This is a genomic window from Streptomyces sp. NPDC086077, assembly GCF_040686175.1.
In the GTDB taxonomy this organism is placed as follows: domain Bacteria; phylum Actinomycetota; class Actinomycetes; order Streptomycetales; family Streptomycetaceae; genus Streptomyces.
On the sequence record NZ_JBFBJT010000058.1, the window covers coordinates 1 to 19677 of the forward strand.

Genomic DNA, 19677 nt, shown 5'->3' on the forward strand with positions numbered 1-19677 from the left:
TCGCGCGTTCGAGTTCGTCGACCAGGTCGTCGCGGACCGTCTCGTGCCACACCCGCATCGTGGGGTGGGTGTCGATGACCAGAACCGCTTCCGTGGGTTCGGGCCCGCCCGGCTGCCCACCGAGCCGGCTCAGGACTTGAGCGGCCTCACGGCGTGCCCGCGCGGACTCTCCCGGTCGCTGGCCATCGTCATCATGCATGCGTGCCCTCAAGGCGTCGTAGTGACGATGAGCGGGTGGCGGAATCCCGCACACCCCCGGCATGCGTGACAGCCACGAGCAAAGCCTTGCAGCGGTTCCGCTCGTGAAGCAAGTGCGCACGGGGGCTCGCGGCGGGTGTACGCGAAAGCATGACGGAAGCACTGGGGCCGACCTGAAACACAGGCGGGCGGTTACGCGCACGCTCGTTCAATTCGGGTCACCCTTCGGCTCGCGGGCGGGGGGTCCGTGCACCTCGGGCCCGGCCGGCCGGTCACCGCGCGCACGGTCGGGCCCCGGGGGCACGGGTCTGCGTTCCGGGTCGTCGAGCAGGATCGCCAGATGGCGCCCCACGTGGTTGTCCCACCCCTCGGGCCCGACGGCCAGCGCTTCCTTGCGCCATCTTCCGGTCCGCTCCATCAGACCGGCCAGCCCGCGGTCCTGCACGATGTCGGCGACGGCCTCCTTGAAGGCCGGGTCGGCGCAGTCGCCGCGGTGCCAGATCATGGCCGGGACACCCGCCCGCAGACCGGCGAGATACGCCTGGCGGCTGGTGGGCGAGTCGGTGCCCGGCGGTTCACTCAGCACCAGGCAGACGGCGTGCTCGTCCTCCTTCAGCTCCCGCTCCAGATGGAAGTGGGAATGGCCGGGCCGGTTCCAGTACGGGTGGGTGTCGGCGGGGCGCTCCTTGAAGTGCCGCCACTTGTTGTGCCAGGGGCGGTGCCAGGAGGCTCTGCGCAGCCGCTCGAAGCTGCGCACCAGGACGGCGTAGTCCATCACCAGCGGGGTCGGGGAGGACGAGTCGGACTCCTTGTGCCACCACTCGACGGGCTCGCCCAGCAGTTCCCACGGGAGGATGAACTCCAGCACCACCGGCTGGCGCAGATCCGACCAGCGTTCCTCCGTCTGCTCGATGAGCTGTTCGACCTCGGCGGGGAGTTCGTCGCGGTGCAGGTGCACGGTCTCACCGGGCACCGGATGCCAGCCCTCGGCGTCCGACTGCCGCCAGTGGGACAGGTAGTAGCGGTCGCGGTCCACGCCGTCCGGCTCGAACTGGATCATCAGATACGCCGGCATCAGCGAGGACGTCACCGGTTCGGCGACGGCGCCGCCGCGCTGCCACTCGGCCATCTTGTCCTCCAGGCCCCACGTGCGGGCCTGCCGGCGGTTCCAGCGGCGCAGCAGCTCGGCGGTGTCCAGCTGCCCGTCCTCGACCAGCTGGTCGGCGGCCAGGGACACGAACGCCATGCTCACCGGCAGCTCCTTGGCCGCCGAGTTGTCACCTGCCAGGCGCAGGAACACCGTCCAGCCCGTGTCGCACCAGGACGGCAGCTCCTGGGTGCGCGAGCGGCTCGCCCGGCGGGCCATCGCGGCCAGCGTGGACGCGGAGCGGATCTCCTGGAGCAGCGGCCGCAGCTGATGCAGATCCGCCCCGTCGAAGAAGTCGACGGCCTCCCACTCGTCCACCAGCCGGTGCAGTGCCGTCACAGTGGCCGACTGCTGCTCGACGTACCCCAGGCAGCGCACCAGGCACGGCATCCCGTCCGGGACGCCCGCGCACTTCTCCACCAGGTGCAGCAGCCAGGGCCGTAACGCCTCGCCGCGAGGCGGCTCCACCGGGGTGCCGAGTTCTTGGCCCAGCATGGTCACCAGCAGGTCCGCGCTGCTCGTGTGCCGCATGGTCGCCGACTCCTGAAGGACGTCCACGACATCCGCCACCAACTCGTTGCGAACCCGCGCAGGGCTGCGCCCTTCCACCCCCGTGACCTCCCGACCGCCACCAGTCCCGCCTGAGTTACCACTGACAGTGCCGACCAGCGTACGGCCAGTCGTCCCCCCACGTCAGGGGGTCGAAACGAGCGTCCTGCGGCTCACCGTTCCCCTTCCGCCTCATCACCCGTGATGAGCACGTCGTGATGCGTGCCGTCCGGTGCCACGAGTTTCGGCTGGAGGGTCAGGCAGATCCGGTGCGTCCGCGACGACTCGACCCGCGCCTCACCACCCGCCTCCACCACCCAGAACCGCACCTTTCCCCCGGCCCCGCCGGTCCGCCCCACCGCGACGGTCGCCTCGATCTCGACCGGCCCCAGCTCGAACCGCACGGGCCCGTCGCCGCCACCGGCCAGGGCGGAGTTCAGCTCGTTCCTCAACTCCCGGATCATTTCGGCTAGTTCGACCATGCCGGGATCCTAGCGGGGCACCGGAGGCGAGGTGCCCGCTTACGGCCCGGTGACCTCAGGCGCCGCCCCGGCCGGCCCGCAGGACGGCGTGGCGGCCGCCGTCGGGGTACTCGACGACGCCGACCTCGTTGCGCAGCGTCGGCAGGGTGCCGGTCTTGCCCACGGGCGATCGCCACCGGTTACCGCGCACTCGTCCTCGGCGACGCCCTGCCCCCTGACCGCCGCGCCCTCCTCAAGGACTGGCTGGTGCGCAACACCACCGGGGACGCCCGCATCCGCGCGGGCGTCCCCCGAGGCTGGACGGTGGCCGACAAGACCGGCACCGGCGACCATCGGCCGCTCCCTGTGTGACTAGGCCAGGTGCACCTCCAGCGCCGCCCGTACCCCCGACTCCAGGGCGCCCTCGATCCAGGACGGCTTCACCGAGGTGTGGTCGCCCGCGAAGTGCAGGGGTCCCTCGGGCGCGCGGATGGCCGCGACGAGTTCGGTGTGCTGGCCGGGGAGGAGGACGGACGCCTCCCCGTACGCGTACGGGTCCCGCAGCCAGCTCTGTGTGCGGCCGGCGCCGGTGTAGAAGACCTCGACGCGCTGGCCGTACACCTGCTGGAGCCCTCGCAGGGCGTGCGGACGGCGGGCGTCGTCGTCGAGGGAGTCCCAGCGGGAGGCGTCGTCGGCCCAGCTGTAGGACGCGAGGACGACACCGCCCGCGCTGCCGGGCACCGGGTGCGAGGGGTTGATCAGGAAGCGGTTGGCGTTGTCCGAGATCGAGCCGCCGCCCACGATCCCCGCCGCCTCGGGCTGCTCACGGGTGGCCCAGCGGTTGGCGGCGTAGTGGGTGCGCTGACCAGGTGTGATGTGCCCGTCCGGCACGGACGGATGGGCGCCGAGCAGGCTGCCGTCGTCGGGCGCCCGGCCCTGCCGGTACTCCTCGTACAGCCCGGGGCGCACCGCGTCGAGCTCCCGCTTCCAGTCGTCCTCGCCGAACTCCCACCAGCGGCGGCTGAATTCGAGCAGCACCTTGGTGGCGCTGTCGTAGTGCAACTCGGCGACCGCCCGCCGCTTGCCGTACGACATCAGCGGCCGGACCTGCGTCTGGCGCAACCCGGAGAACGGCACGGTGACGATCGCGAGGTCGCCGGTGAACTGCTCGCGCACGACCTTGCCGTCGCGCCCCTCGGACACCGTGTCGATCCACACGTGCGGTCCGCCGGGCCGGACGTGGGCGAGGTCGCCCCTGCGGTCCGGGTCCCAGTACTCGATATGAGTGGCCCGGCGGTCCATCCGCACCACGTCGGCGACCTGGCGCAGCAGCGCGTCGGGCAGAGTCGCCGTCCCTCCGGCCAGCTCCCAGAACTCGGTGTCGGGGGTGATCAGCGACTGGCTGATGAAGCTGTGGATGAACGACAGCGGCAGCCGTGAGGTCAGGTTCTCCAGGGTGCCGACGAGGTCGAGGGTGCGCTCGTCGAAGCCGGCCTGTTCGGTCAGGAAGCGGTACATCGACCAGTCGCCGAACCGCTGGATCACCCGCGCCCAGCCCTCGACCCTTTCCGGCAGGGGCTTGTCGACCCGCCTGCCGTCCGGCCCGACCGTGCTGAACTCGTCGCGCACGGGGTCCAGGGCGGTGCGCAGGATCGTGCCGGACGGCGTGTCCCAGTGCTCGCGTGGCACCCCGAACGACCGGTTGATCCTGCGGGGGGACCGCGCGTACTCGGCCCGGCGCATCCGGACGCCGTTGACGTGCAGCCAGGCGCGGTTGACGGGCCGGCCCTCGCCGTCCACGTCGACGAGGTGGAACCGGCGCTTCTCCAGGCCGAGCCGCTCGATGAGTCCCATCACCAGCGGATGACTGCCGGGGATCCGCATCGCCCCGGCCTCGGCGTACTGCCGCGGATCGGCGAACGGCTGCGCCGCGTCCTCGTGCCCGCCGGTGCGGAAGGTCTTGATCCGGCCGCCGACCCGGTTGCCGTTGGCCTCCAGCAGCGTCACGTCGTGCCCGGCCCGCTTCAGCAGCCAGGCGGCCACCAGACCGGCCGGTCCCGCGCCGACCACCAGCACCTTCCTGGCACGCCTGGTCCGCGCACGGGGCAGCCCGTCGTCGAGGATTTTCCGGTACGCCGGCACCAGCGCCTCGTCGTGCTCGTCGACGACCAGCAGCGCACGGGCGACGGCGAGGCAGGTGTCCCAGTCGGCGGTGGAGCGGGGCGGGCAGGGGGCGGCCGGTGCCCGCGGGGGAGCGGCGGGCGTGGCGGCGGCCGGGTCCGCGCCGGCCGCTCCCAGCGCGGTGGCCGTCGCAGTGCTGCCGGCGACGGCGGCCGTGAACTGCCGTCTGGAGAACGGACGATGAGTGGCCGAGGTGGCCGAGGTGGCCGAGGTGGCCGAGGTGGCCGAGGTGGCCGAGGTGGCCGAGGTGGCCGTGATGGCTGTGGTGCCGTGGTCATCCATACGTCACTGGATACGGGGGACGGCACGGGTCCCACAGCGTGATCAGGCGGCGACCACCGGAACGTGCGAGCGCCCCGGAGCGCCGACGGCGAGCGCGGTCCGCCTGAGCGGACAGTTCACTTCCGTGCGCCGGGCGGGTACGGCCACGGGTGCCGGCCGGAAGGTTTGCGGGCCGATCGGGCAATGCGTCGGGGCCCGCACTCCGAAGAGTGCGGGCCCCGAATCTGCAATACGCGTCAGGCGGGAACGATGTTCTCGGCCTGCGGGCCCTTCTGGCCCTGCGTAACGTCGAAGGTCACCTTCTGGCCTTCCTGAAGCTCGCGGAAGCCGCTGGTGGCGATGTTCGAGTAGTGAGCGAACACGTCAGCGCCGCCACCGTCCTGCTCGATAAAGCCGAAGCCCTTTTCCGCGTTGAACCACTTCACGGTGCCAGATGCCATATTCAATCTCCCTTAAAACGAGTGCTCCTATCAAGCTAGCACAGTCCTGGGTATATGGCCTGGGCGATTCTCGTGCCCTCGTATTCTCTTTTGGCTACAGAAATTCTGCGCCCGCCGCGACAGATATTCAGCGGGCTTCGGGGTGGTGTCCTTTTCCCTGGCCCCTCAGCTGCCGTCGGGCCTCCGCGAGCTGGTCCTCCAGGCTGATGATGCGGCAGGCGGCGTCGATCGGGGTGCCCTGGTCGACCAGTTCCCGGGCGCGGGCGGCCATCCGGAGCTGATGGCGGGAGTAGCGGCGGTGGCCGCCCTCCGAGCGCAGGGGGGTGATCAGCCTGGCCTCGCCCAGGGCGCGCAGGAACGCCGGCGTCGTGTCGAGTACGGCGGCCGCCCGGCCCATGGTGTAGGCGGGGTAGTCGTCGTCGTCGAGGTTGTCGACCGAGAGGGCGGGCTCATCGGGCACACGATCAGGGGGCACACAAAAACCCTAGCCTGAGCGAGGGGCGATATCTGCGTCGGCTGCAACAGAATCGCCCCTCACCGGTGGCCCTGCGTTCAGCGAAAGGGCCTGCGCGGGATCAGAGGCCGAACTCCTGCGGAGACAGGCCCAGCACCGAGCACGCCTCCCGCAGCACCTGCTCCTCGGCCGGCGCGATGTAGCCGTCCGCCCCGGCGATGACGAAACCGGTCTGGACGACCGCCCGGGCCTCCGCCGGCTTCTTCGCCGCCTTGGCGATCTCCTGCATGACCTGCGTCTTGCCCTGCGGGAAGTCGAACGACAGCTGGTCGACGTGCTTGCTGAACCGCTGCCGCAGCTGCTCCGGCGGGAAGTTCTGCAGGACGTCGTTGTTCAGGATCAGCGACTCCATCTGCTGCCGCTCGGTCGGGTCGACATGCCCGTCGGCCGCCGCGACCAGGGCGCACATGGCCATGCTGGCGTCCCGGTAGGCACCGCTCTTCAGCTCCGTCTTCAGGGACGTGAGCTGGGACTTGAGCGTGCTCACCAGCTGGGCGCGCGAGCCGCCGGAGGAGCCGGAACCCGGCCGGCCGTGACCGCCGGGAGCACCGAACCCGCCCTGGCCGCCGTGTCCGCCCTGCCCGCCGTGCCCACCCTGTGCGCCGGAGCCGCGCGCCCCCTGGGCCTGCTGCTGCAGGCTCTTGGCCTGGTCCTTGATCCGATCCCACATAGCCATCCCGTGCCACCTCGGCTTCAGCCGTGTCGTTCCGGTCGTCGGTGTGCGTTCGCACACGTCGTCGTGGCAACGCCTGCCCGTTCGCCGAAGTTCCATGGCGGCGCCCGGACGGCCCAAGGCGGAGTGACGCGGATCACCCCGGCGGAACGACCACTTGCCCGCCCTGCGCCGGTCATCACCGACGGCGAACAACAGTGTTCCCCCAGCACAGAAGGACGTGACCGCCATGGCCGCACCCGTGAAGGGCCCCACCGCCTACTTCCCCTCGATCGAGAAGAAGTACGGCCGTCCCATAGCGGAGTGGAAGGAGCTGATCCGCGCCTCGCCCCTGACGAAGCACATGGAGCTCGTCTCCTGGCTGAAGACCGAGCACGGACTGGGCCACGGTCACGCCAACGCGCTCGTGGCGCACACCCTCGCCGAGGACTCCGGCAGGTAGCCGCCCGGCGGGTCAGGCGCGGAGCGGCGGCGCGGGCGAAGGCCAACGACGTTGACAGCAGCCCCCGCCGCCTTCCATCATCATTCCACTAATCAAGTAGTTAAATGGTGGTGGATGACGTGAGTGACGGTCAGTACGCCGGGGACACGGCGTTGGAGGCCTCCGGCGTGGGGGTGCGCTACCGACGGGGCTGGGCCCTGCGGGACTGCTCGTTCCGGCTGCCGGCCGGGCGGATCTGCGGGCTGGTCGGGCCCAACGGGGCGGGCAAGACCACGTTGATGGGCATCGCCGCGAACGTGCTGGAGCCGACCGCGGGCACGCTCCGGGTGTTCGGCGCGGCCCCGGAGTCGGCCGAGGCCGGCCGGCGTACGGCGTTCCTCGCCCAGGAGAAGCCGCTGTACCGCCGCTTCACGGTGGCCGAGATCCTGCGGATGGGCCGCGAGCTGAACCCCGGCTGGGACCAGCGGGCCGCCGAGGACATCGTGCGCGCCGGGAACGTGCCGCTGCACGCCAAGGTGGGGACGCTCTCCGGCGGTCAGCGCACCCGCGTCGCCTTCGCGCTCGCCTTCGGCAAGCGGCCCGACCTGCTGCTCCTCGACGAGCCGATGTCCGACCTCGACCCGGTCGTACGGCACGAGCTCATGGGCACCCTCATGGCCGAGGCCGCCGAGCGCGGCACCACCGTGCTGATGTCCACCCACGTCCTGGCCGAGCTGGAGAACGTGTGCGACTACCTCGTGGTCATCGCCTCGGGCGCGGTGCGCCTCGCCGGTGACGTGGACGAACTGCTCGCCGTGCACTCCCTGGTCACCGGCGTCCGCGAGGACGAGGGCCTGCCCCCCGGCCTCGCGCGACACACCCTCGTCGAAGCCCGCACCACAGGACGGCAGTTCACCGCCCTCGTACGTGCCGACGGGCCGGTCACCGGCCCCTGGGAGACGGCCGCCCCGACCATGGAGGAACTCCTGCTCGCCCATCTGCGCTCCGCCGACGCGCCCACGCTGATCACCCCCACCGCGCAGGTGCACGGCTCCCGGGCGGTGGCCGCATGAGCACCCTCACCGGCACGCCGGTCGCCACCGACGCCCCCGCCTCCCGCCGCCCCCGCCTCTCCGGCATGACCTGGCTGGTCTGGCGCCAGCACCGGGCCGCGTACCTGACCCTGCTCGGCGCGAGCGTGCTCCTGCTGGCGTGGATCGTCTTCCAGCGGCACCGCATGATCGACTTCCTGACCGGTTACGGCTGGCCCGCGAGCGGACTCGACGACCTGGGCACCGAGTTCGCGCCGTACGCCGCCGCTTTCGGCCCCGTCTCCGCCGCGCTGGGCCTGATCCCCGTGGTGCTCGGCGTGTTCGTCGGCGCCCCGCTGCTCGCGGGTGACCTGGAGCACGGCACCGCCAAACTGGTGGCCGCCCAGAGCGCGAGCCGCACCCGCTGGCTGGCCACCAAGCTGGGGCTGACCGCGCTGGTGCTCACGGCGAGCACGGGTGCGCTGTCGGTCGCGTTCGGCTGGTGGTGGGCGCCGGTCAAGGGGCAGACCACGGTGATGGACTGGACGAGCGGTGCCGCCTTCGACACCACCGGCCCGGTGCCGGTCGCCCTCACCCTCTTCACCGTCGTGTGCGGGGTGGCGATCGGCGTGGTCCTGCGCCGCACGCTGACGGCCATGGTGGTCACCTTCGGGTTCGCCGTCGCCGCCCAGCTCGTCTGGGGCGAACTGCGGCTGGCGCTCGGCGACGTGATCACGGTCACCACGAACAAGGGCGTCCTCGCGGAGGACTCGTTCCCGGTCCTGCCCGACGCCGCCCACCAGATCGACCAGTCGTACCTCACCGGCGGCGGGGAGCTGCTCGGCTGGAGCACCTGTGTCGAGTCGGAGACGGAGCAGGCCCGCGAACTGTGCCTGAAGCAGGCCGACGTGGTCGGCTGGTCGGTGGACTATCTGCCGATGTCCCAGATGGCCGGCATGCAGTGGCTCGGCGCGGCGATCCTGTTCGCCCTGACCGCGGCCGTCGTGGCGTTCCTCTTCCTGTGGGGACGCAAGCGCCTCGTCTGACACCCGGCCCGGGCAGGGCGCCTACCGGCGGGTGGCGCCCTGCTTCGGAATCAGCCGGGACGAGGAGTCCCGGTCGCGCGGGGTCCGGGAGGAACCGGCGGAACCCGGGGTCTCCCGGCGGCCCTCCCGCGGCGCGGAACCGCGCGGCTCCTCGGCGCCGGGCGAGGCGGCGGGCGGCCGCGAGCGGTGCCGGGGCAGCGAGCGCCGGGGCGGACGGGTCAGGGTGATCTGCCTTACGAGCTGCTGAAAGCAGGCAAGCGCCGCCAGCCCGGGCAGGGCAGCCGTCACGGTGTCGACGACCGTCCGGGGCGCCTGCGCGACACATAAAAGCATCGCCGCAGTCGAAAAAAGAAGAATCACACACCAGGAGTGCACTGCCCTGCGCTGATGGAGCGCGGCCCGCAGGACGGACAGCGAGGCCACCAGCCAGGGGCCGTAGATCAACAGGGGCCACAAGGAAACAATGCCGTCGTGTGTTCGGGAAACAGAAAGGCGCAGCGGTTCGTAGACGGCCATTCCGCCGAAGAAACTCACGCTGCACGCGATGACCGCCGCCAACGCGGCGAGAAACCGGCTGACCGCGCGCAACGCGTTGCGGCCGACGCGCGCACGGGGCTTGCGGTGACCTTTCGGGGAATCCCTCAGTGGCGGCAGCTCGGCAGTGATCTCCTGGAGGTTTCCGAGCGGCGAGCCGGGGACGGGATCGGTGACCGACGCGTCCGCCGGAGGGATGTAGGGAGGCTCCTCCGCCAGTGCGTCCTGGAGCATGAACGCCAGCTCCTCGGCGGGATCCCAGGCGGAGTCCGGGGGAACCAGGGGCTGTGGGTAGGCGTCGTCGGCCGGACCGCGGTGCCGGCCGGTGCCGTGGGTGCCATGGTCGCCATGAGTGCCATGGCTGTGGGTGTACATGGCGAGTCGCTATTTCGCCGCTGTGAAGCCGGCCGAGCCCTGGGGCCCGAGCCACCTTCGCGCAAGATCGTCTTCCAGTTCGGCCATGACGTCCAGGAAATTGCGGAGAATCGGCTCGGTGGCCCGGAGTGTGACCGGGGGACCGTCTTTGGTGAGTGTTCCGTTGACACTGGCCGAGCAGTGGGCCGGGGCCGGAATATAAGTGTAGGGACCCAGCGTCACCGCATGTCCCGCAGCCTTGCCCCCTCGCTGCTGACTCGCCAACAGGCCGAAAAAACCGTCCCTGGTTGCCTTGGTCATATCCAAACTAACGGCACCCCATTCCGCCGGATGCGCAGCAAACGGGTGAAGGATTAAGGTAATAAAACGGTCGCCGCGAGTGAAATAAAGTGATGACTGGTCTTACATTCCGCGTCGCGGTCGAAGACCGGATCCCCTGTCGATGTGACCCGGATCACCGGCAACGCGTGCATAGGTGTCAGGCGGGGACGATGTTCTCGGCCGTCGGGCCCTTCTGGCCCTGTGCGATGTCGAACGACACCTTCTGGCCTTCCTGCAGCTCGCGGAAGCCCTGGGTGGCGATGTTCGAGTAGTGGGCGAAGACGTCGGCGCCGCCGCCGTCCTGCTCGATGAAGCCGAAGCCCTTTTCCGCGTTGAACCACTTCACGGTGCCAGTAGCCATTTCAATTCTCCTTCGGAGGCGGTTTCAGGAATTAACCGAGTGTCAATTCCTTGTCGCCGTGATGATTACCCCGTCGGAAATGAATTCTTCTGGCAACCACACCTGCAACTGAGATCGACAGTAGCACGGTGCGATCGGCCCTGCACTGTCGATGATTTCGATCAGGCTGACGGCCCGGGAATACTCGCCGGGCCCCGCACCTATTTCTCATGCCGCAAGCACAGATATTGCCCTCCGTCGGCGCGGCCTTCCTGTCACGCACGGCGGTGCACAGCCCTGTGACCTCCGTGGATGGGGGACGCGCCACGGGCCCCGCCGCCGACGCCCGGCACCACGGCGCACACGCCAGGAATCCACCACCGCGACGAAGGTCACATCGCAGCGCGCCCCGGCCCGTGGCCTGTGACAGTGCTTCTGGGCCGGGCGGCGTGCACGTCGTGGGCGGGGCCGGCGCGGAGGCGACCTGCCGGTTCCGTGTGTCAACGACTGGTCGGCCGGCGGCCGCAGCCGCGTGAAGGTCTCCGACTACTGGGGCTCGTCCTACAACGACGTCGTGGGCGTGGGTGACATCACCGGCGACGGCGAGGCCGACTTCGTGGCCCGCGACACCGCCGGCAACGTCTGGCACCGGCACCGGCACCGGCTCCTTCACCGGCCGCACGAGGATCACCGCCGACCGGCAGACGTACAAGGGCTCGTACGGAACGGGTGGTTGCCCCCTCCGCACGCGACGCCACCCCCGGAGTCCATGACCTGGGGGTGGCGTCTCAGCGGCGGACCGGAACCGAACTCGCCCTTTCGGCCTGGGAGGCGACGGCGTGTGCAGGGCCGCGAGGATTCCGACCCGCACCGATCCCTCGTCCCGGACCGGCTACCGCCTCGGTCCCGCCAGGGCGTACGCCGCGGTGCCGGCGACGCAGAGGAGCAGGGCCGTCCAGGTGCCCGCCGGTGTGCCGGGCGGCAGCAGCATCCAGGTCGCCACCAGCATCGGCGTACTCGTGGCGGGCGGGCGGGCGACGAACGAGAGCGAGAGCCAGGCGAACGGCAGCGTCCACGCGTACCGGCCGCCCCGGAGCGCCGCGCCCAGCGCCGCCAGGCCCGTCAGGCCCGCGCTTGTCCCGGACGACGAACGCGGTGGTCGCCATGGACCCGCCACCGCCCATGGCCTGCAGCTCCGGCGCTGACCTGGGTGAAAGGTCAAAGCGCATACTGATTCAGGCTTGGCTGCTTTCACCGCCGTCTCCCCCGTTGTTGGTCGGTGAACTGGGCTGCAGGGGACGGAAACTGAGACGGCCCGTCCCACGCCCGTCGTCAGTGGCCTCGCCCAATCTCCGGCCATGAGCATGATCGGTGAGTACCTGCGTGTCACGGCTGCTGAGCTTGACCGAGCGATCCAGAACGCCGAGGAGGGTGCGGTTGTGGTGCGTCAGCCGCCCACCGGTCTGGACAACAAAGAACCCCCGGGCCGATGACCTGGGGGTTTCGCGTGGAGCGGGTGACGAGAATCGAACTCGCGCTCTCAGCTTGGGAAGCTGATGTTCTACCATTAAACTACACCCGCGTAAGACGCCGACCGAGGTCGGTGTCGGAATGCTCGCTTACTGTACCTCATCGCAGGCCCCCGGTGCTGAGACCGCGGGGCCTGCGGCTGTTCAGGGGGTGGGATACGGGTGCGGGGGGCGGGAGTTGGGGCATACGGTGGGGGTGTGGGAGAGGGGCTGGGCGGGGTCGGAGTGCCGCCTGGAGGGCCGTCCCATTCATCCCGTAATGTGGCCTTCCTCGTCAGGGCGTCAGCCAGACGCGGCTCTTTGGGGAAGGGACTTCAGGACTTGATGGAGCGCACCGTCGTCCGTTGTGCCGATGGGCACGTGTTCACCACCGCTTCGTTCCCGATGCAGAAGGCCGATCGCCTCGGCCCTGGTCGGCTCCTGCGCTGTCCGCGCTGCGCGCGGTTGCGCAGTGTCGTGCCGGTGAGTCTTCAGAAGCGGTAGAGACAAGCGGTAGGGACAAGAGAGATACCGAGAGACACAGGTCTCGCCGTGGGCGCGTGGAGCCGTCGCGATTGTCGTGGCTCCGCGCGCCTTGCGTATCCTCGGGGCGTGCTTCTCTCAGACAAGGACATCCGGGCCGAGATCGACGCCGGGCGGGTACGGATCGATCCCTACGACGAATCCATGGTGCAGCCGTCCAGTGTCGACGTGCGGCTCGATCGGTACTTCCGGGTGTTCGAGAACCACCGGTACCCGCACATCGACCCCTCCATCGAGCAGGCCGACCTGACGCGGCTGGTCGAGCCCGAGGGCGACGAACCGTTCATCCTGCACCCCGGCGAGTTCGTGCTCGCCTCGACGTACGAGGTCATCACGCTCCCCGACGACCTCGCCTCCCGCCTGGAGGGCAAGAGCTCGCTCGGGCGGCTCGGGCTCGTCACCCACTCCACCGCCGGGTTCATCGACCCCGGGTTCTCCGGGCATGTGACCCTGGAGCTGTCCAACCTCGCGACGCTCCCCATCAAGCTCTGGCCCGGCATGAAGATCGGCCAGCTGTGCCTGTTCCGGCTCAGCTCGCCCGCGGAGTTCCCGTACGGGAGCGAGCGGTACGGGTCGCGGTACCAGGGGCAGCGCGGGCCCACCGCCTCCCGGTCCTTCCTCAATTTCCACCGGACCCAGGTCTGAGCCCCGTGGCCGGTCAGTGGCTCCGCAGTACCTGAGTTCCTGAGTCGTGAGTCCCTGAGTGCCGTAGCCCTCTAGCCCTTACCCCGAGCGACAGAGTGACATCAGTTACATGAGTGACCTACGAGAGAACCTCACCTACGAGCAGTTCGGCGTCGCCGTGCGCGAGCTGGCGCAGGTCATCGCGGACGACGGGTACGAGCCCGACATAGTGCTCAGCATCGCCCGCGGCGGGGTGTTCGTGGCCGGCGGGCTGGCCTACGCCCTCGACTGCAAGAACATCCACCTGGTGAACGTCGAGTTCTACACGGGCGTGGGCACCACACTGGAGATGCCGGTCATGCTGGCGCCCGTCCCCAACGTCGTCGACTTCTCGGACAAGAAGGTCCTGATCGCCGACGACGTCGCCGACACCGGCAAGACGCTCAAGCTCGTGCGCGACTTCTGCCTCGACGCCGTCGCGGAGGTGCGCTCCGCCGTCATCTACGAGAAGCCCCACTCCCTGGTGCAGTGCGAGTACGTCTGGAAGCGCACCGATGAGTGGATCAACTTCCCGTGGAGTGTGTTGCCTCCAGTGCATAAGTCTGGCGAGGCACCGAAGCAGAGCAAGGAAGCGCTCTGACTGCTTCATTGCAGCGTGACCCAGTACCTGTTCAGGCGGGTGGGGTGAGCGGGCGTCGGGCAGCCTCACCCTTATCAGGTCGATCATGGAACTTCAGCGACGTCGGTCCACCGTGTTCGGAGCCCCCATTGAGCGTCCGAAGGAGGCCATCTCGCTCCGGAGAGCCTCTTCGTGTTCGGCGCTCAGCGTGAACTCCAGATGCTCTGCTGCGTCCTGAGCAAGGGAGAAGTAGAGCCGACCGCTTTGGTAGCCCGCGTCCCAAAGCGCCTTGCCGTCCAATTCGTAGGTGGAGCGGGCGTGGTTCCTGGCGTCCACGTGGGACGGCGCCCGCTCCATCGAAACCCGTAACAGTAATCCCCAGGTCGAACTGAGGGCTCGTCAGTGGTCGGCGGGTAGCGGTTGGCTGATCATGAATCCCTGCTCCGGGTAGATCATCATTCGCTGCAGCGCACCGACCAGTGTGGAAGCGCTGATGATCTCGACTTCGGGCCAGAGCTTGCGTGCGGTGGCGTGCGCTCGCCGCTCTTCGTACGGCTTGCTGATCAGGACGCGCCGGGCATCTGCCCGATCCTGCGTCGAGATCTCTGCTGCCCCTTCCTGTTTCAGCGTCGCGGAAAGGCCCCCGGCGGGATCGCCGGGGGCCCTTCCTGTGGTGTCGGGGACGCGGGCTACACCGTGCCCAGCTTCACGATCGACAGCAGCGCGATCAGCTGGATCGCCGACGCGCCCAGCGCCTTCGGCCACGGCAGGTCGTGCGACTTGGACACCATCAGCGTCAGCAGGGCGCCGCCCGCGACCCAGGTGGCCCAGCCGAGGATCTGGACGAAGGGGGCGTCGCCGCCCAGGAACATCGCGACGACCAGACGCGGCGCGTCCGTGATGGACATGATCAGCATGGAGAGGCCGACCGTCGGCTGCCACGCCCCGTCGCCGCCGAGCTGGCGGGCCAGGGTGTGGGTGACCACGCCCAGGATGAACGCGCTGAGGACCATCGCGACGGCCGTGGTCAGGACGATCGGGATGGCGTTGGAGAGGGTGGCGTTGATCGCGTCCTCGCGGGCGCCGTCGAAGCCGAAGACCGCGATCAGGCCGTAGAGGAAGGTCACGATGAGGACGGGGCCCCACATCGTGTAGTCGCGCATCTGCAGGAACGTCTGGTTGGGGGCCATGACGATGCCCCTCAGCAGGTCCTTCCAGTGCAGCCGGGGGCCGACCGGGGCGGCCGGGGCCGCGCCTGCTCGGTAGGTGCCGCCCTGGTTGTAGGGGTCCTCGCCGACCGAGAAGGCCTGCGTGTGGCCCGGGTTGTTCGCGGCGTACGGGTCCGGCCCGCCCTGCTGGAACGCGCCGTCGTCGCCGAAGTACTCCGGCTCGCCGCCGCCCGGACCGCCGTACCCGCCGTTCGTCTGCGGCCAGGGGGCGTTCCCGTAGCTCTGCTGCCCCGGGTGCGGGTGCGGCCGCGGGGCCTGGGGGTAGCCGTACGACGGCCCCGGCGCCTGCTGTCCGTGCGGGGGGTGTTGCGGTCGCGTGTGCGGGGAGCGGTCGTTCCGGCCGCCTCGTCCGATCCTGAATCCAGCCACGTCGTCGAACGTACCTGGTCTCGGGAAGCGGTGGGCGGAGCCCGGGGTTTAGGGCCGGGCTTTGCTGCCGAGCTGTGACACCCCTTACGGACCTTTCGTGGAGATCCCTTACGGGCCTCCCCGCGGATTCAACAGAACCCTCCAGGACGTCCCCTACGGGAGCTGTGCCACCGTCGCCGCGCCCGGCCGACCGCCGTGCTCAGCCCGCCGCCTGCCGCGAGGGCGGACACCGGGCAGGATGGAGCCATGAGCGTAGTCAAGATCAATGTGCTGACCGTTCCCGCCGAGCAGCGGGAAGTCCTGGAGAAGCGGTTCGCGTCCCGCGCGCACGCGGTCGAGAATTCCGACGGCTTCGAGTGGTTCGAGCTGCTGCGTCCTGCCGAGGGCACGGACAACTACCTGGTGTACACGCGGTGGCGGGACGAGGAGTCGTTCCAGGCGTGGATGGAGGGGCCGATGAAGGCCGCCCACCAGGGTGGTGGGTCCGGGGAAGGCGGGGAGCGGCCCAAGCCCGCGGCCTCGGGGTCGACGCTGTGGTCGTTCGAGGTGGTGCAGCAGGCCGGGCCCAAGGGCTGACCGGCCGCACGGCTCAGCAGTTTCCCCAGGTCTCCGAAAGGGCCGCGGGGATCTGCGGGATGTCACCGCAGCCCCGGGCCCCACGGGGGAAGTTGTCGCTGGCGACGTAGGTCCAGCCGCCCGTGGAAGTGATGCGGAAGTACTTGGTGACGCTGCCCTCGTCCTGCAGGGCCACGAGTTCGTCGAGCGTGGCGTCGGGGGTGGCCTGGAAGCGGGTCGCGGCGTAACGGACGTCGCCGCACTGACCGTAGAAGAACTGCTGCGGCGCCGGCTGGATGTGGCTGAAGCGGGGGAAGCTGCGCCGGTAGGCGCCGGTGACGGCGGTCTTCACGTCGCTGCCGGCGGTGAGGTTGCGGCAGCCGGGGTCGCTCGCGGGGGTGGGGCGGGTCGCGGGGGGCGTGGGGGATGCGGCCGTGACCGGGGCGGCGGAGGGGCGCGACGGTGCGGGGGTGGGGGCGGCCGGGCTCGTGGAGGTGGGGTCGGCCTGGGTTGCGGGCGAGCCGGTCGCGGCGTGGCCGTCGGCGGAGGTGTCCGCGACCGGGGAGGCGTTCACGGCGGGCGAGGCGGAACGGCCCGGGGCGGACCGGGAGTCGGACGAGCCCGACGACCCCGACGATTCCAGGCATCCGGTCAGCAGCAGGACCCCGCTCATGACCGCCATCACCGACGCACCTCTGGGACCAGGCATCGCGCATCCTCTCCTCGACGGACGAGTCATGGGCCGGCACCTGTCCGAAATGTGGGTACGGGTGCCGCCGGCGTGCGGCCGGCGAGTGACTCGTTCCTAGACACGCGGGGCAGGTGGGGGGTTGTGGGCAGAGGGATGCGGGAGGGTCTCGGTTCCGTCACCTGCGGGTACCGGGGGCGGTGGGATGATCATTTCGGGGTCCAACGAGTGAATCCAGGCGCTGGGTGCGTGGGGGTCCGGCGGGCGGCGGGAAGGGTCATGGGGCACACCCGACCAGCGCCGGCAGGGAGCCCCCATGGCGAAGTTCCTCATCCAGGCCACCTACACGCCCGAGGGCACCAAGGGGCTGCTCAAGGAAGGCGCGAGCGGGCGTCGTGCCGCCGTCGAGCAGGTCGTCACCGGGCTCGGCGGGACGGTCGAGACGATGTACTTCGCCTTCGGGGAGGACGACCTCGTGCTCATCGTCGACTTCCCCGATCCCGTCTCCATGGCCGCCGTCAGCCTCACCGTCAAGGCCAGCGGTGCCCTCCGCACGCGGGCGACCCCTCTCCTCACCCTCGACGAGATCGACGAGGCCACCCGTCGGCCAGTCCCCTTCCGCGCCCCCGGCGGTGCGTGAGCCAGGTCCGGCCCGCCCGCGCGTGAGCCGATCCCGGGTGTGAGCCGACCTGACGCGGGCGCCCTCCTGGCGAGTGCGCCCGCCGTACCGGCGAGGGCCGCCTGCCGTATCGGCGAGGGTGCGCCCGCCGTACCGGTGAGGCCGCCGCCTCTCAGGCCGCCGCCGACGGCACCCGCGCCGCGTCCCCCTGCACCACGCGGCGCCGTCTGCTCGGCATTCCGAGGGTCGGGTTGGCGACGCCCCATGCCGCGCCCTTGCAGACCAGTTCCTTGTAGACGGCGGCGAGCCGTCCGGTCAGGGCCGCCCGCAGGGCGCGGTCGTCGCCGCTGACGTACTGGATCACACCCTCCTTGCGGCCCAGCGAGATGCACTGGTTGAAGTACCGGAGCGGCGTGTGCGGGAGCTTGCCGCCGGTCAGGCGGGCCGCGATGGAGTCGGCGGCCTGCCACGCCGTGGGGATGCCCGACGCGCACGACATCCGCAGCGGCTTGCCGCCGGGGCCCGCGACCTCGGCCGCGTCGCCGATGACGTACACGTCCGGGTGCGAGACCGACCTCATGGTCCCGTCGACCACGATCCGGCCCCTGCCACCGGCCTCCAGGGTGGTGGCCCGCGCGATCGGGTGGACGGCGAAGCCGGTGGTCCACACGGTGACCGCGGCCGGGATGGACGTGCCGTCGGCGGTGACGACGTGGTCGGGCTCGACGCCGGTGACGGCGGTGTGCTCATGGACGGTGATGCCGAGCTTGCCGAAGACCTTCCGCAGATGCCGGCGGCCCTTGGGCGAGAGCCAGTCGCCGAGGCCGCCGCGCGCCGCGAGGGCGATGGCGAGATCCGGGCGGGCCTCGGCGAACTCGGTCGCGGCCTCCAGGCCGGTGAGACCGCCGCCCACCACGACCACGCGCTGTCCGGCGTCCAGCCGGGCCAGGCGCTCGCGCAGCCGCAGGGCTCCGGGGCGACTGGCGATCTCGTGGGCGTGCTCGTCGGCGCCGGGGACGCCCTGGCTGTGCCAGCCGCTGCCGAGGGCGTACACGAGGGTGTCGTACGCCATTTCCTCGGCGCCGTCCGCGCCGGAGACGGCGACGGCCTTGCGGTCGGCGTCGACGCCGGTGACCTTCGCGACCTTCAGGACGACACCGGTGCCCGCGAACATCTCGCTGAAGGGCCGCGGCCTGAGGTGCCGGCCGACCGCGAGCTCGTGCATCCGGACGCGCTCGACGAAGTCGGGTTCGGCGTTGACGAGGGTGATGACCGCGTCTTCGCGGCGCAGCCGCTTGGCGAGGCGTCCGGCAGCGACGGCTCCGGCGTATCCGGCTCCGAGGACGATGATGCGGTGCTGCATCTGCATGCTCCTGTCTTGAGCGGGTTCGCCCCTTGAACCGGGCAGCCCGCCGTTTCCTGACAGCAACGTGCTGTGAAGCAGCTCACATCGGAGCAGCAGGGGTCAGAAGGCGTGGAACAGCGGCTTGCCGTGCTCCTCGGCCGCCCACCGCCTGGTCGCGCGTGCGAGCTTGTCGGGGTTGACCTGGTTGCGGAACGCGGCGATGCCGTCGGCGGTGATCTCCAGGCACATGACGCCGACGACCCGGCCGTCGAGCACCGCCACGATCGCGGGGCCGCCGTTGGCGGTCGTGACGTGGACCTCGGGCGAGCCGCCGACCATGTCGCGCTTGGCCTTGGCCGGTTTGAACAGGCCCCGCATGAACTTCGCGACCGCGAGGGCGCCTTCGAACGCCTTGGCGCGGGCTGGGATCTTCCCGCCGCCGTCGCCGATCGCGACGGCGTCCTGGGTGAGCAGCCGTACGAGCGGCTCGGTCTCGCCGCTGGTGGCCGCCGCGAGGAACTCGTCGACGACCCGCCGGGCGGCGGCCGCGTCGATCTCGCTGCGGGCCCTGCCGTCCGCGACGTGCTTCTTGGCGCGGTGGAAGATCTGCTGGCTGGCGGCCTCGGTGAGGTCGAGGATCTCGGCGATCTCCCGGTGCGGGTAGTCGAACGCCTCCCGCAGCACGTACACCGCGCGCTCGCCGGGCGAGAGGCGCTCCAGCAGGGCGAGGACCGCGTACGAGACCGACTCGCGCTGCTCGGCGGTGTCGGCCGGGCCGAGCATCGGGTCCCCGGCCAGCAACGGCTCGGGCAGCCACTGGCCGACGTAGGTCTCGCGCCGCGCGCGGGCCGAGGTGAGCTGGTTGAGGCACAGGTTGGTGAGCGCCTTCGTCAGCCATGCCTCGGGGACCCTGATCCGGCCGGTGTCGGCGGCCTGCCAGCGCAGGAAGGTCTCCTGCACGGCGTCCTCCGCCTCGCTCGCGGAGCCGAGCAGCCGGTAGGCGATGGCCTCCAGGCGGGGCCTGGAGGCCTCGAACCGGTCGACGTCGTTCACCGTCAGGGCCAT

General features: G+C 70.5%; 21 protein-coding genes, 1 tRNA gene and 3 pseudogenes. 9 read left to right on the forward strand and 16 right to left on the reverse strand.

The features are described 5' to 3' along the window. The 3 genes from AB0O67_RS18480 to AB0O67_RS18490 form a co-directional block, all read right to left on the reverse strand. The coding region (locus tag AB0O67_RS18480) for a hypothetical protein (RefSeq protein ID WP_365451263.1) at positions 1–199 on the reverse strand (199 nt) is incomplete at its 3' end. A 207-nt stretch (positions 200–406) separates the two neighbouring features. Next, complete coding sequence (locus AB0O67_RS18485; protein WP_365451265.1) at positions 407–1954, reverse strand: hypothetical protein; 1548 nt, start codon at positions 1952–1954, stop codon at positions 407–409. A gap of 113 nt (positions 1955–2067) precedes the next feature. Beyond that, positions 2068–2376, reverse strand: coding sequence for a trypco2 family protein (locus AB0O67_RS18490; RefSeq protein WP_365451267.1), 309 nt, complete (start codon positions 2374–2376; stop codon positions 2068–2070). A 135-nt stretch (positions 2377–2511) separates the two neighbouring features. On the opposite strand from AB0O67_RS18490, the pseudogene AB0O67_RS18495 reads away from it, so the two are divergent. After that, positions 2512–2709: pseudogene (locus tag AB0O67_RS18495) on the forward strand (serine hydrolase); the annotation flags it as partial. An 18-nt stretch (positions 2710–2727) separates the two neighbouring features. Here the strand turns inward: AB0O67_RS18495 and AB0O67_RS18500 are convergent. The 4 genes from AB0O67_RS18500 to AB0O67_RS18515 all read right to left on the reverse strand — a co-directional run bounded on the left by AB0O67_RS18500 (position 2728) and on the right by AB0O67_RS18515 (position 6448). Further along, complete coding sequence (locus tag AB0O67_RS18500; RefSeq protein WP_365451269.1) at positions 2728–4818, reverse strand: NAD(P)/FAD-dependent oxidoreductase; 2091 nt, start codon at positions 4816–4818, stop codon at positions 2728–2730. Between the two features lie 236 nt (positions 4819–5054). Next, entirely contained in the window at positions 5055–5258 is a 204-nt protein-coding gene (locus tag AB0O67_RS18505; RefSeq protein ID WP_007383480.1) for a cold-shock protein, read from the reverse strand. A gap of 127 nt (positions 5259–5385) precedes the next feature. Further along, positions 5386–5655: a MerR family transcriptional regulator gene (locus AB0O67_RS18510; RefSeq protein WP_365451337.1), complete on the reverse strand. Its 270-nt coding sequence runs from the start codon at positions 5653–5655 to the stop codon at positions 5386–5388. Between the two features lie 178 nt (positions 5656–5833). Next, positions 5834–6448, reverse strand: coding sequence for a TerB family tellurite resistance protein (locus AB0O67_RS18515; protein ID WP_365451272.1), 615 nt, complete (start codon positions 6446–6448; stop codon positions 5834–5836). A 226-nt stretch (positions 6449–6674) separates the two neighbouring features. Here AB0O67_RS18515 and AB0O67_RS18520 point away from each other — a divergent pair, with 226 nt between their 5' ends. The 3 genes from AB0O67_RS18520 to AB0O67_RS18530 all read left to right on the forward strand — a co-directional run bounded on the left by AB0O67_RS18520 (position 6675) and on the right by AB0O67_RS18530 (position 8943). Continuing rightward, entirely contained in the window at positions 6675–6887 is a 213-nt protein-coding gene (locus AB0O67_RS18520) for a DUF4287 domain-containing protein (protein ID WP_365451274.1), read from the forward strand. Positions 6888–6991: 104 nt separating this feature from the next. Continuing rightward, the gene (locus AB0O67_RS18525; protein ID WP_365451276.1) at positions 6992–7939 is read left to right on the forward strand and encodes an ABC transporter ATP-binding protein; all 948 of its coding nucleotides are present in this window, start codon (positions 6992–6994) and stop codon (positions 7937–7939) included. Next, a complete protein-coding gene (locus AB0O67_RS18530; protein WP_365451278.1) occupies positions 7936–8943 on the forward strand; it encodes an ABC transporter in 1008 nt (335 codons plus the stop codon). Before AB0O67_RS18525 ends, AB0O67_RS18530 begins: the two co-directional genes overlap by 4 nt. A gap of 21 nt (positions 8944–8964) precedes the next feature. Here the strand turns inward: AB0O67_RS18530 and AB0O67_RS18535 are convergent, their stop codons facing one another. The 3 genes and pseudogenes from AB0O67_RS18535 to AB0O67_RS18545 form a co-directional block, all read right to left on the reverse strand. After that, positions 8965–9852 (reverse strand): hypothetical protein, encoded by an 888-nt coding sequence (locus tag AB0O67_RS18535; protein ID WP_365451280.1) that lies wholly within the window; start codon positions 9850–9852, stop codon positions 8965–8967. 478 nt (positions 9853–10330) lie between these two features. After that, positions 10331–10534 (reverse strand): cold-shock protein, encoded by a 204-nt coding sequence (locus AB0O67_RS18540; RefSeq protein WP_189725621.1) that lies wholly within the window; start codon positions 10532–10534, stop codon positions 10331–10333. An 871-nt stretch (positions 10535–11405) separates the two neighbouring features. Beyond that, positions 11406–11679: pseudogene (locus tag AB0O67_RS18545) on the reverse strand (hypothetical protein); the annotation flags it as partial. A 192-nt stretch (positions 11680–11871) separates the two neighbouring features. Between AB0O67_RS18545 and AB0O67_RS18550 the strand changes: the two are divergent. Next, a complete protein-coding gene (locus AB0O67_RS18550; RefSeq protein ID WP_365451283.1) occupies positions 11872–12006 on the forward strand; it encodes a hypothetical protein in 135 nt (44 codons plus the stop codon). Positions 12007–12021: 15 nt separating this feature from the next. Here the strand turns inward: AB0O67_RS18550 and AB0O67_RS18555 are convergent. Next, positions 12022–12095: transfer RNA gene (locus AB0O67_RS18555), tRNA-Gly, on the reverse strand. A 538-nt stretch (positions 12096–12633) separates the two neighbouring features. On the opposite strand from AB0O67_RS18555, the gene dcd reads away from it, so the two are divergent. Together dcd and AB0O67_RS18565 are read left to right on the forward strand one after the other, a co-directional pair. Next, positions 12634–13209: a dCTP deaminase gene (gene dcd, locus AB0O67_RS18560; RefSeq protein ID WP_067436944.1), complete on the forward strand. Its 576-nt coding sequence runs from the start codon at positions 12634–12636 to the stop codon at positions 13207–13209. Between the two features lie 109 nt (positions 13210–13318). Beyond that, complete coding sequence (locus tag AB0O67_RS18565) at positions 13319–13828, forward strand: phosphoribosyltransferase (RefSeq protein ID WP_365451285.1); 510 nt, start codon at positions 13319–13321, stop codon at positions 13826–13828. Between the two features lie 378 nt (positions 13829–14206). On the opposite strand, the pseudogene AB0O67_RS18570 reads toward AB0O67_RS18565, so the two are convergent. Next, positions 14207–14377, reverse strand: a pseudogene (locus AB0O67_RS18570) (YdcF family protein); the annotation flags it as partial. Positions 14378–14496: 119 nt separating this feature from the next. Continuing rightward, complete coding sequence (locus tag AB0O67_RS18575; RefSeq protein WP_365451287.1) at positions 14497–15405, reverse strand: Yip1 family protein; 909 nt, start codon at positions 15403–15405, stop codon at positions 14497–14499. A 246-nt stretch (positions 15406–15651) separates the two neighbouring features. On the opposite strand from AB0O67_RS18575, the gene AB0O67_RS18580 reads away from it, so the two are divergent. Continuing rightward, entirely contained in the window at positions 15652–15981 is a 330-nt protein-coding gene (locus AB0O67_RS18580) for an antibiotic biosynthesis monooxygenase (protein ID WP_365451289.1), read from the forward strand. 13 nt (positions 15982–15994) lie between these two features. Here AB0O67_RS18580 and AB0O67_RS18585 read toward each other — a convergent pair whose 3' ends face one another. Beyond that, a complete protein-coding gene (locus tag AB0O67_RS18585) occupies positions 15995–16669 on the reverse strand; it encodes a hypothetical protein (RefSeq protein WP_365451291.1) in 675 nt (224 codons plus the stop codon). Positions 16670–16964: 295 nt separating this feature from the next. On the opposite strand from AB0O67_RS18585, the gene AB0O67_RS18590 reads away from it, so the two are divergent. Beyond that, the gene (locus AB0O67_RS18590) at positions 16965–17288 is read left to right on the forward strand and encodes a GYD domain-containing protein (RefSeq protein WP_365451293.1); all 324 of its coding nucleotides are present in this window, start codon (positions 16965–16967) and stop codon (positions 17286–17288) included. Positions 17289–17439: 151 nt separating this feature from the next. Here AB0O67_RS18590 and AB0O67_RS18595 read toward each other — a convergent pair whose 3' ends face one another. Together AB0O67_RS18595 and AB0O67_RS18600 are read right to left on the reverse strand one after the other, a co-directional pair. Further along, positions 17440–18630: an FAD-dependent oxidoreductase gene (locus AB0O67_RS18595; RefSeq protein ID WP_365451295.1), complete on the reverse strand. Its 1191-nt coding sequence runs from the start codon at positions 18628–18630 to the stop codon at positions 17440–17442. Between the two features lie 102 nt (positions 18631–18732). Next, positions 18733–19677 (reverse strand): RNA polymerase sigma-70 factor, encoded by a 945-nt coding sequence (locus AB0O67_RS18600; RefSeq protein WP_365451297.1) that lies wholly within the window; start codon positions 19675–19677, stop codon positions 18733–18735.